Below are 13,611 nucleotides of genomic sequence, written 5' to 3'. Positions count from 1 at the left end.
GAGGAGGGGAGTATTCCCTCGCGGTGGAGTCGTCAGCACGGAAGAGCGCCGGTACCTTACGGTGGCCCGACCCGGCTCCGTCGGTCGGAACCTGCTGTCAGGCTCCGGCGGAAGAGACCTCCGACAGTCACCCCTGTCGGCGTCGACGCACCCCTGCAGCCCACCCGGCGTACGGTGTGCCCGAGGCCGCGTGTCTGCCGGAGGATGGATTTGAACGTGTCCGCATTGGTGTGGGCGGTAACGCTGATCGCGATGATCGCGGTCCTGCTCGCCGACCTGTTCATCATCGGCCGGCGACCGCACGAGCCCAGCGTCCGCGAGTCCAGCCTCTGGGTGGGCTTCTACGTCGGTCTGGCGCTGATCTTCGGCGGGGTGCTCTGGCTGACCGCCGGTGGCCGCGTGGCGGGGGAGTTCTACACCGGCTGGCTCACCGAGTACAGCCTCTCGGTGGACAACCTCTTCGTCTTCGTCATCATCATGGCCCGCTTCGGGGTGCCCCGGCAGTACCAGCAGAAGGTGCTGCTCGTCGGCATCATCCTGGCGCTGGTCATGCGCGGCGGCTTCATCGCGGCCGGCGCGGCGCTGATCTCCCAGTTCTCCTGGGTGTTCTACATCTTCGGCGCGTTCCTCATCTACACCGCGGTGAACCTGGCCCGGCAGGGCGAGCCGGACGAGGACGAGTTCAGCGAGAACGTGCTGATCCGGTGGAGCCGGCGGGCGCTGCCGCTGTCCCGGGACTACGACGGGGCGAAGATCACCACCCGGGAGAACGGTCGGCGGCTGTTCACCCCGATGCTGATCGTGATGATCGCGATCGGCACCACCGACCTGATCTTCGCGCTCGACTCGATCCCGGCGATCTTCGGCATCACCCAGGAGCCGTACCTGGTCTTCACCGCCAACGTCTTCGCCCTGATGGGGCTGCGGCAGCTCTACTTCCTGCTCGGCGGCCTGCTGGACCGGCTCATCTACCTCAGCTACGGCCTCGCCGTGGTGCTCGGCTTCATCGGCGTGAAGCTGATGCTGGAGGCGCTCGCCGACAACCACCTGCCGTTCATCAACGGCGGCGAGCCCGTGGGGTGGGCCCCGCACATCCCGATCTGGCTGTCGCTCACCGTCATCCTCGGCACCCTGGCCGTGGCCACTGCGGCAAGCCTGGCGAAGTCGTCGCGGGACCGGCGACGGGAGCTGGTCAAGACCCGCCCCTGACCGCAGGGTCAGACGCGGTGCGCGCCGACGAGCGTGGCGGCCCGGTCGGCGGGCAGCTCCTCCTCGACCACCCGGCGGGTCAGGTAGCAGGCGTGCAGCATCCGGCGCCGGCCGCCGTGCGGCTCGGCCGAGACGATCCCGACGTGGTGGACGCGCCGGCCGGGCCGCGCGAAGAAGTAGAGGTCGCCGGGACGTTCGTCGCCGAGCGCCACCGGCGTCGTCGCGTCCGCCTGGTCGTCGGCGTCGCGGGGGAGCGTGATCCCGTGCCGCCGCCAGGCCAGGTGGACCAGCCCGGAGCAGTCGATGCCGTCGGTGGACAGGCCGCCCCAGACGTAGAGCAGGTCACGCAGCCGCTCGGCGACCGCGAGCACCTCCTTGGCCTCGGGGCGTTCGGCCGGCAGCGGCACCAGGTCGCCCTCCGGGGCCCACAGCGGGTCGGCCCGACCCGGTACGCGGACCGGTCGCCCGCCGTCCACCGGCCGCCCGGCCGACTCCAGGCGGGTGCCGAGCACCAGGCCGCGAAGCGCGGGTGCGCCGCCCGGCGAGGCGTGCAGCGTGGTGTGGGCGACGTCGACGGTCAGCGCGGCGCCGGCCGGCTCGGCGGTGGTCAGGTGGGCGGTCCGCACCCAGCCCGGGTAGCCGTCGGCGCCGTGTTTCGCGGCGGGCTGGCCGAGCGCGACGACGCGGGCCCAGCCGTCCGGCCGCGTCTCGGTGATCCGTACCGGCTCGCCGAGCAGCAACTGGGTCAGGACGCAGTCACCGACCCGCTGGTCGCGGTCCATCCCGGCGATCCAGCCGGCGACGTCGGGGCAGTCGGCGAGAGCGGGCCGGTCGATCGGGCGCACCGCATCGGGTGCTGTCCACAGGGTCGCCACCGGCACCCGTACGACGGCCTGTCGGCACGGTTGAGGCGCCACGCGTACCCCTCTCTGGAATGCTTCTCCGGGCGACCATATGAAAAATTCTGCCGCTACTCAACCATGTGACTGAATTTTAGCTTCACGGAGGCCGGTGACGCCGAGACCCGGCGCGTCCGGCAGCAGCACGCTCGCGCCCTCGTACCGGATGCCGCCGGTCACCGGCGACCAGGCCAGCCACCAGGCGGCGTCGAGGTCCGACACGGCGGTGGTGCCGTAGGCGGCGACCAGGCTGGCGGCGGCGCCCACGCCGACCGGGCCCTCCATCATCGAGCCGACGATGGTGCCCATGCCGTGCGCGGCGGCCAGGTCCAGCAGCGTGCGGGCCGGTTGCAGCCCACCGCACTTGGCCAGCTTCACGTTGACCATGTCGGCGGCCCGCCGCCGGATCACCTCGACCATGTCCCGCACGTCGAAGACGGACTCGTCGGCCAGGATCGGCAGCCCGACCCGGTCGCTGACCCAGGCCAGCCCGTCCAGGTCACGGCGGTGCACCGGCTGCTCGACCAGCTCGACGTCGAGCCCCGCGTCCTCGATCGCGCGGATCACCCGCACCGCCTCCCGGGGCGTCCAGCCCTGGTTGGCGTCCAGCCGGATCCGCACGTCCGGCCCGACCGCGGCCCGCACCGCGCGCACCCGGTCCAGGTCGCCGCGGGCGTCGGTGCCGACCTTGAGCTTGAGCACCCCGAACCCCTCGGCACCGCGCCGCGCCGCCGTCGCGGCCAGGTCGACCGCGTCGCCGGCGGCCAGCGTGACGTCCGTCGGCACCCGCAGCGCCGTGCCGCCGAGCAGACGCACCAGGGGTACGCCGAGCCGCCGCGCGGCCAGGTCGTGCAGCGCCACGTCGACCGCCGCCTTCGCCGACTCGTTGCCGACCACCGCGCGACGCACCAGGGCGCAGCCCGCCTGGAGGTCGTCGGCGTCCCGGCCGATCAGCAGCGGCGCGAGCAGTTCGCGTACGCACGCCTCGGCACCGGCCACCGACGCGCCGGTCACCTGCCAGACCTGCGGCGCCTCACCGAAACCCGAGAGGCCGTCGCCGTCGATCACCTCCACGACCAGCGTGTCCACTGTGGTGGTGCGGCGCAGCGCGGTGACGAACGGGGTGTGTAAGGGGGCCGACAGACGGTGGGTGCGTACCGCGGCGATGGTCATGTGGGGCACCCTATAGCCAACTGGCGGCGAGCAGGGGAGGGCCGATGACCGGGCGGGAATGGGAGCTGGTGGGCGCGCCGAACGCGCGTGACCTGGGCGGACTGCCGACGACAGACGGGCGGCGGGTACGCGCCGGGCGGCTCATCCGCACGCCCGCGCTGGGCCGGCTCACCGACGAGGACCTGCCGGTGCTGGGCAAGCTCGGCCCGGCCTGCGTGGTGGACCTGCGTGACGTCCACGAGCAGGCGGTGGCCCCGCCGGACCGGCTGGCCGGTGCGCCCCGCGTGGTGCACCTGCCCGTCTACGACGCGGCGCATCCCGTCTTCACGTACGTCTCGGCGGTGCTGCAGGGCCACGACCTGAACGCCTACGCGGCGCTGGCCCGGGAGGGCATGCCGGGGGCGATGACGGCGATCTACCGCTGGTTCGTCACCGGCGAGTCGGCGCGGGCCGGTTTCAGCGCGGCGGTGCGGCTGGCCGTCGAGGACGCGAACCTGCCGCTGCTGTTCCACTGCTCGGCCGGCAAGGACCGCACCGGCTGGCTGTCGGTGGTGCTGCTGACCGCGCTGGGCGTCCAGGAGGAGGCGATCCGCGCCGACTACCTGGTGCACAACGAGCTGACCGAGAGCCTGCGCGAGGTGCTGCTGTCCGCGATGATCCAGCGCCGGCCGGACCTGGATCCGGCGGTGGCGCGGCCGCTGCTGGAGGTGCGCCCGGAATACCTGGACGCCGCCTACGACGAGGTGCGCCGGACACACGGCTCGTTCGAGGCGTACCTGCGCGACGGTCTGGGGGTGACCGACGCGGACCGCGCGGCGCTGCGCGAGCGGCTGCTGGAGTAGCCGGGTCAGCTGGCCAGGTCGTGCCGCGCCGCCCAGACCCGCGCGGAGACGTGCGCGATCAGCCGGCAGGCGTCGTCCTCCACCTCGTCGCCGTCCGCGCCGCCGTCGGCCAGGTCGGTGGTGGTGCAGACGACGATCGTGTACGGCGGCGCGTCGTCCGGGAAGACCACGCCGGCGCCGTGGCGCACGCCGCGCACCCAGCCGTTCTTGTGCGCGATGCGGGTGCCGTCGGGCAGCCCGGCGGCCAGGTCCTCGCGGTGCTCCTGGGCGGCGAGCACGTCGAGCATGGCCGCGCAGGCAGACGGCGAGGCGAGCGGGCCGGGCCGGGTCGCGCCGAGCGCCAGCTCGCCGAGCAGGGCGGCCAGGTCGGCGGCGGTGACCAGGTTGTCGATGCCGGAGTCGCGGGCGGCGAAGTCCTCGATGCCGCGGCCGGTGACGCTGTGCCGCCCCCCGGCGAGCGCCCACGCCCGCGCCACGGCGGGCAGCCCCACCTGGCCGATGCAGATGTTCGTGGCCAGGTTGCTGGACCGGACGATCATCCGTTCGGCGAGCCAGCGCAGCGGCGCGTCCCCGCCGACGCGGTCCCAGACCGCCTCGTCGTTGTCGTAGTTCCGGGCGTTGGCGAACCGGGGCGCGCCCGGCAGCGCGGAGTCGAACGAGTTGCGCACCGGCACCGGCGCGTCCAGGTCGAGCCGGCCGGCCTCGGCGGCGCGGAACAGCGCCACCAGCACGGCGAGCTTCATCGTGCTCGCCGCGTAGTGGGTGCCGTCGGCGCGCCGCGTCCACGCCGGCCGCGCGCCGGGCCGGCCCACGTACGCGGAGACGGTGCCGGGCACCTTGTCCAGGTGCGCGTCGAGCTCCTCCCAGGTCATGGGGGCACCGTAGCCGATCTGCGGGGCAGCGGCGGGCCCGGTGCGGGGCTAGCGTGCGGAGATGACGACCCCGTTGTACGACGACATCGCCGACTGGTACGAGGAGTACGCCAGCGAGACCTCGTCGGTCTACATGGACCGGATCCGGTCGGTGCTGGCCGGCCTGCTGGGCGAGGGCCCGGGCCGCTGCCTGGACCTGTGCTGCGGCACCGGCGCGCACGCGGCCGAGCTGCGCCGTCTCGGATGGACGCCGGTGGGTGTGGATCTGTCCGGCGGGCAACTGCGCCACGCCCGGTCGCGGCTGCCGGTGGCCCGGGCTGACGCGACAGCGCTGCCGCTGGCCGCCGGCGCGGTGCCGGCCGCGGTGTGCGTGCTCGCGCACACCGACATGCCCGACTATCCGGCCGCGCTCGCGGAGGCGGCGCGGGTGCTGGCGCCCGGTGGCCGGCTGGTGCACGTCGGGGTGCACCCGTGTTACGTGGGCGCGTTCGCCGACCGGTCCGAGCCGGAGCGGATCGTGATCGACGGCGGGTACGCCTCACGGGAGCACACGCTGCGGTCGTGGAACGTCGTCGGGGTGCGGGCGCGTGTCGGCGCCTGGCACCTGCCCCTGGCCGACCTGCTCAACGCCGTCACCGCGGCCGGTCTGGTGGTGATCCGGGTGGTCGAGTCCGGCTCCGGGCCTGTCCCCGACGCCCTGGCGATCGCCGCCACCAAGCCCCGCTGACGCCTCGTCCCCGCGATCGTCCTGTTACGGGCGTTCGTTCGGGTCCGTGCCGCCACCGCTGTCGCCCGACCTCCACCGTGGTCGGCCACTCGTCCGCCCGCTTCCGGGATCCGCCCGCTTGCTCGCTTACGGGCCAGCCCGCTTGCCCCATTCCCGCGTGCGCTCGCCTGCGCGCTTCCGCGTCCGCCCGCTTGCCGGCTCGCATGTCGGTCGGCCCGTCCGGCTTCCGCCTGTGTCCGCCCGCCCGCTCCTGCCCGTCCGCCGGCTTCCGTCTGCGTCGGCCCGCTCGCTTCTCCTCCGCCCACCGGTTCCGGCCTGCGCCGGGCCGTCCACTCCTGGCTCAGTCCGCCAGTTCCACGTCATCCGACGGCCGCTCCCATGCCGTCCGCGGAGACCGCCCGGTCTCCCACTATCCGGGATCTAGAAGGTCATATCCCGAGATCCGTGTAGATCTTGGTAGGAATCGGCCCCTGGAGGGGCCATTTCGTACCAAGATCTCGCGCTTTGGCGGTCGATCATGAGGTTAGCGGCGGTTATGGAGATCGAAAACGCCGCCAACCTCATGATCAACCGGGCAGGGCAGGGCAGGGCAGGGGGAGAGACGGGGGAGCCCGGTCCGCCTGGGGCGGGCCGGGCTCCGGGTGGGGCGGGGTGGGTCAGCCTGCGTGCTTGCGGCGGGCCGCCATCCGGCCGCGCTGGGTCTGGTCCAGCACCACCTTGCGGATGCGCACCGCGGCCGGGGTGACCTCGACGCACTCGTCCTCGCGGCAGAACTCCAGCGCCTGCTCCAGGGACAGCTTGCGCGGCGGGATCAGCTTCTCGGTCTCGTCGGCGGTCGACGAGCGCATGTTGGTGAGCTTCTTCTCCTTGGTGATGTTGACGTCCATGTCGTCGGAGCGGGAGTTCTCGCCGACGATCATGCCCTCGTACACCTCGGTGCCCGGCTCGACGAAGAGCTGGCCGCGTTCCTGGAGGTTGGTCATCGCGAACGCGGTGACCGCGCCGGCCCGGTCGGCGACCAGCGACCCGTTGTTGCGGGTGCGCAGCTCGCCGAACCACGGCTCGTACGACTCGAAGACGTGGTGCAGGATGCCGGTGCCGCGGGTCTCGGTGAGGAACTCGGTGCGGAAGCCGATCAGGCCGCGCGCCGGGACCAGCCACTCCATCCGGATCCAGCCGGTGCCGTGGTTGACCAGCTGCTCCATCCGGCCCTTGCGGGTTGCCAGGAGCTGGGTGATCGCGCCGAGGTACTCCTCCGGGGCGTCGATGGTCAGCCGCTCGACCGGCTCGCAGGTCTTCCCGTCGATCTCCCGGGTGACCACCTGCGGCTTGCCGACGGTCAGCTCGAAGGACTCGCGGCGCATCTGCTCGACCAGGATCGCCAGGGCCAGCTCACCACGGCCCTGCACCTCCCAGGCGTCCGGCCGCTCGGTGGGCAGCACCCGCAGCGACACGTTGCCGATCAGCTCCTTGTCGAGCCGGTCCTTGACCATCCGGGCGGTGACCTTGGCGCCCTTGACCCGGCCTACCAGCGGCGAGGTGTTGGTGCCGATGGTCATCGAGATGGCCGGCTCGTCCACGGTGATCAGCGGCAGCGGCACCGGGTTCTCGGCGTCGGCGAGCGTCTCACCGATCATGATCTCCGGGATGCCGGCCACGGCGATGATGTCGCCCGGCCCGGCGGACTCGGCCGGCTTGCGCTCCAGGCCCTCGGTCATCAGCAACTCGGAGATGCGTACCCGCTGGGTGCTGCCGTCGGTGCGGCACCAGGCCACGGTCTGGCCCTTGCTGATCGTGCCCTGGCGGACCCGGCACAGCGCGAGCCGGCCCAGGAACGGCGAGGCGTCGAGGTTGGTGACGTGCGCCTGCAGCGGCGCGCCCTCGTCGTACGCGGGCGCGGGGATGGTGTCCAGCAGGGTGCGGAACAGCGGCTCCAGGTTGCTGCTGTCGTCCGGGACGGCGCCGTCGGCGGGCTGGGTCAGCGAGGCGATGCCGTCGCGGGCGCAGGCGTAGACGATCGGGAAGTCGATCTGCTCCTCGTCGGCGTCCAGGTCGAGGAACAGCTCGTACGTGTCGTCCACGACCTCCTTGATCCGGGCGTCCGGACGGTCCACCTTGTTGATCACCAGGATGATCGGCAGCCGCGCGCGCAGCGCCTTGCGGAGCACGAACCGGGTCTGCGGCAGGGGGCCCTCGCTGGCGTCGACCAGCAGCACCACACCGTCGACCATGGTCAGGCCGCGCTCGACCTCGCCGCCGAAGTCGGCGTGACCGGGGGTGTCGATGATGTTGATGGTGACCGGTTCCGAGCCGTCCGCCGGCAGATACCGCACGCCGGTGTTCTTGGCGAGGATGGTGATGCCCTTCTCGCGCTCGAGGTCCATCGAGTCCATGACCCGCTCGGTGTTCTCACCGCGGGCGCCGTAGGCGCCGGCCTGCCGCAACATGGCGTCGACCAGGGTCGTCTTGCCGTGGTCGACGTGGGCGATGATGGCGACGTTGCGGAGGTCGGTGCGTAGCTGCATACCCTCCATACTCCTGTCTGCGGTAGCCCGGGCACGCCTCGGGGTCACCCCGAGATCGCCCGGATCTGCGTCGAAAGTGCTGTGCCGACCGTTCCAGCGACTGGCATGCTGACACCCGTGCGGGGTGTCCGATGCCTGACCTGCTGAGCTGGCTGCAGGAGCTGCCGCCCCTGCTGATCTACCTGGCCGCCGCGGCGATCGTCGCGGCGGAGACCGCGGTGATCGTCGGGCTGCTGATGCCCGGCGAGGCGACCCTGCTTCTGGTCGGCTTCCTAGCGTACGCGGGGACGCTGCGCCTCGCGCCCGTGCTGGTGGCCATGACCGCCGCCGCCGTGATCGGAGACACACTCGCGTGGCGGGCCGGGCGGCGGTACGGCCCACGGCTGCGTGCCTCGGGGGTGGGTGCCCGGATCGGGGCGCACCGGTGGCGGCGGGCCGATTCGCTGCTGGACCGGCTGGGCGGTCGCGGCGTGCTGGCCGCCCGCTGGATCGCGTTCGCCCGTACGCTGGCGCCCCGGCTGGCCGGGTCGGCCGGAATGCCGTACCGGCGGTTCGCGCCGTGGAACCTCGCCGGGGTGGCGAGCTGGGTCGGCGCCTCGGTGCTGGCCGGTTACCTGGCCGGGGAGTCGTACGAGCGGGTGTCGAAGCTGCTCGGCCAGGCCACCGGGGCGGTGCTGGCCCTGCTGCTGTGCCTGCTCGGCGTGGTGCTGGCGGGCCGCTGGCTGGGGCGCAACCCGGACCCGGTGCGCGCGCTGGCCGCCCGGGCCGCCGCGCTGCCGCCGCTGCGCTGGCTGCGGTCCCGGTACGGCGTGTTGTTCTTCCTGGTCGCGATGCGGGTCGGCCCGGCCTGGAGCCTGCTGGTCAACCTGGTGCTGGGGCTGGCGCTGCTGTTCGTCGCCGGGCTGGCCGTGGCGCTGCTGCTGGAGGCGGTGGTCCGGCACAGCGGGCTGGGTGTCCTCGACGGGCTGGTCTCCGACTGGTTCGCCGCCCGGCGTACCCCCGGGGTGGTCGACGCGGGGCAGGCCGCGGTGTCGGGGCTGCGCGGCTGGCTGCTCATCGCCGCGGTCGCCGTGGTGGCGGCCGTGGTGACGGGGCGGGGCCGGCCGTGGCGGGCCGACCCGCTCGGGGTGCTGGGCACCGTCGGCGCGGCGGTGCCGCTGGTGTTGCTCGTCGTTGTCGCGGAGCTGACCGATCCGGGTGGCCCGGACCGGGCCGGTGACCTGTTCCCGACCCAGAACGCGGTGGTGACGGCGAGCTTCGGCACGCTGGCCTGGCTGCTGTCCCGCGGCGCGCGCTGGCCGGTCGGCGTGGCCGTGTGGACGGCCGCGTCGGCAGGCGTGGTCATGGTCACCGGCGCGCGGCTCTACCTGGGACTCAGCACCGCGAGCGGCACCGTCACGGCGGTGCTGCTGGGCATCGCCTGGACCACCGTGTTCGTGGTGGCGTGGGCGACCCGGGACCGGCTGGCGGACGGCGCCGAGCGGCCGGACCCGGCGGATGGCGGCCCGGCCTCACGGGACGCGCCGCCGCGGCCCCGGCGGCGCCGGTCGGCGTCTCGGGTACCCCGCGGACCTGCCGATCCTTGTTAGGGTGCGCCGACGGCAACGACGGGGGAGGTCGGATGCGGCGAGGATTCGGCAGGTGGGCCGCGGTGGCGGTGGCGGCGCTGCTCGCGACGGGCACGCTGACGGCGTGCGGCGAACAGGAACGGCCGGTCCGCGAGGTCGCCGCGGACCTGCCCACGGCGGCGCCGGCGGACGAACCGCAGGAGGCGCCCGCCGACGCGCCCAGCGAGGAGCCACCGGCGGTCGCGGCGATGGGTGGGCGGCCCAGCCCGAGCGCGTCGGCCAGCCCGCGGGCCAAGCCGTCCCGCACGTCCACCGGGCCGCTCGCCAAGCCGGATCCGCCGACCGAGACCAAGGTTCCGCCGCCCCCGCGCAAGCCGGTGGCCGGCTGCAAGCCGAGCTACCGGGGCACCGCGGCGAGCCGGAGCCAGGTGAAAGCGGCGCTCGCCGATGCCGCGGCGCGCACCTACTGGCCCACCTCGGCGCCGGACATCCGCATCCCGTCGGCCCTGATGAAGGCCACCGCCTGGCAGGAGAGCGGGTGGCAGTCCAACATCATCGCCTGCGACACCGGGATCGGTCTGATGCAGGTCATGCCGGATACGGCGGAGTGGATGAACCAGCGGTTCGGCCAGTCGTACGACGTCGAGGACTACCAGGACAACGCCTACCTGGGCGGCAGCTACCTGGCTTGGCTGACCAAGTACATCGGCGACATGTACTTCAAGGCCGACTACCGCCTCGACGCCTCGCTGTGCACCGCGGAGCTGGACTCATGTCTGCTCAACGCCGTGATCTCGGCGTACAACTTCGGTCACGGCGCGGTGGCGCAGAAGGACAAGCCGCTGGACATCCCCAACCCGCAGTACGTGCGCAACGTGCGGGCGCTGATGACCGAGTGCGAGTGCCTGAGCTTCTGAGCGAACGAGCGAACGAGCGAACGAGCGGACAAACGAACGGGCGGGGCCGGCGAACGTGCCGGCCCCGCCCTGTCCGTCCAGGTCAGTCCCGCGCGGGCACCGGCTCGGCCGGCGCGTCGACGGCGTCGCTGGGCGCGTCGGCGTCCCGGGTGATCCGGCCGGGCCACCAGAACCGGTCGCCGAGCAGGAACGCCAGCGACGGCACCAGCACGGTACGGACCAGCAGCGTGTCCAGCAGCACACCGATGCAGACGATGATGCCGATCTGGGTGAGCGTGATCAGCGGCAGCACGCCGAGCACCGCGAAGACCGCGGCGAGCAGCACGCCCGCGCTGGTGATGACGCCGCCGGTGACCCGCAGCGCCGACAGCATGCCGTCGCGGGTGCCGGTGCGCCGGGCGTCCTCCCGGGCCCGGGTGACCAGGAAGATGTTGTAGTCGACGCCGAGCGCCACCAGGAAGACGAACGCGAGCAGAAGCACCCCGCTGTCCAGCGCCGGGAAGTCCAGCACGTGGTCGAAGAGCAGCCAGGCCGCGCCGAGGCTGGCGAAGAACGACGCGATCACGGTCACCACCAGCAGCAGCGGCGCCAGGATTCCGCGCAGCAGCAGCACCAGCACCGCGCCGACCAGCAGCAGGATGAGCGGCAGGATCAGCTTGAGGTCCTTGGTGTTCGCCTCGTTCGAGTCGTAGGTCGCGGCGACCGAACCACCGACCAGGGCGCCGTCGGGGGCGTCCGCGCCGTCCACGGCGGGCGGCGCGGAATCCGGTACGGCGGCCACGGCGTCGCGCAGCGCCACCACGGCCCGGTCGGAGGCGGCGCTGCCGGGCTCGGCGGTGAGCACCACGTCGATCTGGGCTACCCGGTCTCCGGCGGCGCCCGGCCGGGCCGAGGCGACCCCGTCGACGTCGGAGGCGGCGGCGAGCACCGCCGGGGCGGCCTGCGGGTTGGTGAGCACCGCAACCGGCTGGGTGCTGCCGGCCGGGAACGCCCGGGCGAGCGTCTCCGCCCCGGCGACCGCCTCCGGCTTCTCGCTGAACTGCTCGGTCTCGGACAGGCCGGTGCGGATGCCGAGGCCGCCGAGGGCCAGGCCGGCGAGCAGCAGGACGGCGAGCGCGGCGACCGGCAGCGGCCGGCGGATGACCATCTCGCCGAGGCGGCCCCAGATCCGACCCTCGCGGGCGGCGCTGCCGACGCGGGGGATGAACGGCCAGAACAGGCCCCGGCCGAACAGCAGCAGGGCTGCGGGGAGCACGAACAGGGCGGAGAGCATGGCGAGGATCACACCGGTGGCGCAGGCGATGGCGAGCGCCCGGTTGGTCTCCTGCTCGGACAGCAGCAGCGTGAGCACGCCGAGGACGACGGTGCTGCCGCTGGCCAGGATCGGTTCGGCGGTGCGGCGCAGCGCCGAGCGCATGGCGGCGAACCGGTCCTCCTCCCGGCGCAGCTCCTCCCGGTAGCGGGCGATGAGCAGCAGGGCGTAGTTGGTCGCGGCGCCGAACACCAGCACGCTGGCGATGCCGGTGACCTGGCCGCTGGGCAGGTAGATGCCGAACGCGGGCACGAGGGACTCCACCACGCGCAGCGTGATCTGCTCGGTCGCGCCCACCACGAGCAGCGGTACGAGCCACAGGAATGGGCTGCGGTAGGTGACCAGCAGCAGCACCGCCACCACGGCGGCGGTGACCAGCAGCAGCGTGGTGTCCGCGCCCTGGAACACCTTGCCCAGGTCGGCGGTGAACGCGGGCCCGCCGGTGACCTCGACGGTCAGCTCGCCGGGCAGGTCACCGACCGCCTCGCGGAGCTTCTCCACCTCGTCGACCACCGCCGACGGGCCGCCCTCGGTGGACAGCGGCACCGCGACCAGCGCCACGGTCCCGTCCGGGGAGACCTGGGCGGGGGAGACCCGGCCGCCGGCGGCGAGTGAGTTCAGCTGGCCGGCGAGGCCGTCGAGCTGGCCGTGGTCAGCCGCGCCGCTCAGCGGGGCCTGGTCGGCGCGGCTGACCACGACCAGGGCGGTCTGGGCGTCCTTGGAGGGCAACTGGTCCTGCAGCCGTTCGACCTGCGTCGACTGCCATTCCACGGACAGGCCGGTGCCGGAGACCGGGTCGGGATTGTCCGGCTTCGGCAGCCCGAAGGCGACTACGCCGACGACGAGCGCGACGGCCAGGGTGAGCCAGGCGGCGAGCCGGCCCCGGACGACGCGGGAGAACAGTGACATCGGATGCCCTCACTATTGGTCGCGGAGGATTCTCTCTGAACGAGTATCTTGATAGGCGAGATTATCCGGGGTGGTTCTATGCTGCAACCGGATCAGTTCGGGCAGGGGGTGTCGGCGAGCGGTGGCGCACAGGATGTACCGGCGACGGGACGACCCGCGCGGGCGGATGATCGCCGAGATCACCAACGACCTGCGGCGCTACTCCGTCGACGCCCAGCACATCGGGCACGCCTTCGCCGGGCTGCACGGGCTCAACGCCACCGACCTGCACGCGCTGATCGCGGTGATGGAGGCCGAGCTGGTCGGCGACCCGATCACCCCGGGCCGCCTCGGTGAGGCGCTCAACATCTCCTCCGGGTCGGTGACCGCGCTCGTCGACCGCCTGGAACGCGGCGGTCACATCCGCCGCGACCGGGACACCGCCGACCGCCGCAAGATCCTCCTGCACTACGCCGACCGTGGCGCCACGCTGGCGCAGAGCTTCTTCGGCCCGCTCGGGCGCCGCACCGACGAGGTGATGGACCGCTTCACCGACGACGAGCTGGCCGTGGTGCAGCGGTTCATGGCGGAGATGGTGCGCTCCATGCGTACCCACCGGGACGAGATCCGCGCCGCGCCCCGCCGCGGCGCCGCACCCGGCCCCGGCGAGGGCGACTGA

11 protein-coding genes are annotated in these 13,611 nt (G+C 73.1%); 6 read left to right on the top strand and 5 right to left on the bottom strand.

Annotated elements, in window-relative coordinates:
- The first annotated feature begins 210 nt into the window (after positions 1 to 210).
- Entirely contained in the window at positions 211 to 1,209 is a 999-nt protein-coding gene (locus PVK74_RS11905; RefSeq protein ID WP_043329590.1) for a TerC family protein, read from the top strand.
- 8 nt (positions 1,210 to 1,217) lie between these two features.
- On the opposite strand, the gene PVK74_RS11900 is transcribed toward PVK74_RS11905, so the two are convergent.
- Positions 1,218 to 2,054, bottom strand: a complete 837-nt coding sequence (locus PVK74_RS11900; protein WP_223201373.1) for a C40 family peptidase — start codon at positions 2,052 to 2,054, stop codon at positions 1,218 to 1,220.
- Positions 2,055 to 2,183: 129 nt separating this feature from the next.
- On the bottom strand, positions 2,184 to 3,281 hold the full coding sequence (locus PVK74_RS11895) for a mandelate racemase/muconate lactonizing enzyme family protein (RefSeq protein ID WP_274479075.1): 1,098 nt from the start codon (positions 3,279 to 3,281) through the stop codon (positions 2,184 to 2,186).
- A 44-nt stretch (positions 3,282 to 3,325) separates the two neighbouring features.
- On the opposite strand from PVK74_RS11895, the gene PVK74_RS11890 reads away from it, so the two are divergent.
- On the top strand, positions 3,326 to 4,123 hold the full coding sequence (locus PVK74_RS11890; protein ID WP_043329595.1) for a tyrosine-protein phosphatase: 798 nt from the start codon (positions 3,326 to 3,328) through the stop codon (positions 4,121 to 4,123).
- Between the two features lie 5 nt (positions 4,124 to 4,128).
- Here PVK74_RS11890 and PVK74_RS11885 read toward each other — a convergent pair whose 3' ends face one another.
- Positions 4,129 to 4,995, bottom strand: coding sequence for a serine hydrolase (locus tag PVK74_RS11885; protein WP_274479074.1), 867 nt, complete (start codon positions 4,993 to 4,995; stop codon positions 4,129 to 4,131).
- Positions 4,996 to 5,056: 61 nt separating this feature from the next.
- On the opposite strand from PVK74_RS11885, the gene PVK74_RS11880 reads away from it, so the two are divergent.
- Positions 5,057 to 5,722 (top strand): class I SAM-dependent methyltransferase, encoded by a 666-nt coding sequence (locus PVK74_RS11880; RefSeq protein ID WP_274479073.1) that lies wholly within the window; start codon positions 5,057 to 5,059, stop codon positions 5,720 to 5,722.
- A gap of 656 nt (positions 5,723 to 6,378) precedes the next feature.
- Here PVK74_RS11880 and typA read toward each other — a convergent pair.
- Positions 6,379 to 8,247, bottom strand: coding sequence for a translational GTPase TypA (gene typA / locus PVK74_RS11875; protein WP_043329598.1), 1,869 nt, complete (start codon positions 8,245 to 8,247; stop codon positions 6,379 to 6,381).
- A 131-nt stretch (positions 8,248 to 8,378) separates the two neighbouring features.
- On the opposite strand from typA, the gene PVK74_RS11870 reads away from it, so the two are divergent.
- Both PVK74_RS11870 and PVK74_RS11865 read left to right on the top strand, forming a co-directional pair.
- Positions 8,379 to 9,836: a DedA family protein gene (locus tag PVK74_RS11870; protein ID WP_274479072.1), complete on the top strand. Its 1,458-nt coding sequence runs from the start codon at positions 8,379 to 8,381 to the stop codon at positions 9,834 to 9,836.
- 32 nt (positions 9,837 to 9,868) lie between these two features.
- Positions 9,869 to 10,732 (top strand): transglycosylase SLT domain-containing protein, encoded by an 864-nt coding sequence (locus tag PVK74_RS11865; RefSeq protein ID WP_274479071.1) that lies wholly within the window; start codon positions 9,869 to 9,871, stop codon positions 10,730 to 10,732.
- 82 nt (positions 10,733 to 10,814) lie between these two features.
- Here PVK74_RS11865 and PVK74_RS11860 read toward each other — a convergent pair whose 3' ends face one another.
- Complete coding sequence (locus PVK74_RS11860; RefSeq protein WP_274479070.1) at positions 10,815 to 12,953, bottom strand: MMPL family transporter; 2,139 nt, start codon at positions 12,951 to 12,953, stop codon at positions 10,815 to 10,817.
- A 133-nt stretch (positions 12,954 to 13,086) separates the two neighbouring features.
- Between PVK74_RS11860 and PVK74_RS11855 the strand changes: the two genes are divergently transcribed.
- Positions 13,087 to 13,611, top strand: coding sequence for a MarR family winged helix-turn-helix transcriptional regulator (locus PVK74_RS11855; RefSeq protein WP_064445294.1), 525 nt, complete (start codon positions 13,087 to 13,089; stop codon positions 13,609 to 13,611).

The organism is Micromonospora chalcea (assembly GCF_028768405.1).
GTDB lineage: Bacteria > Actinomycetota > Actinomycetes > Mycobacteriales > Micromonosporaceae > Micromonospora > Micromonospora chalcea.
The sequence above is the reverse complement of the archived record's forward strand: the minus strand, read 5'-3'. Positions and strand labels throughout refer to the sequence as shown.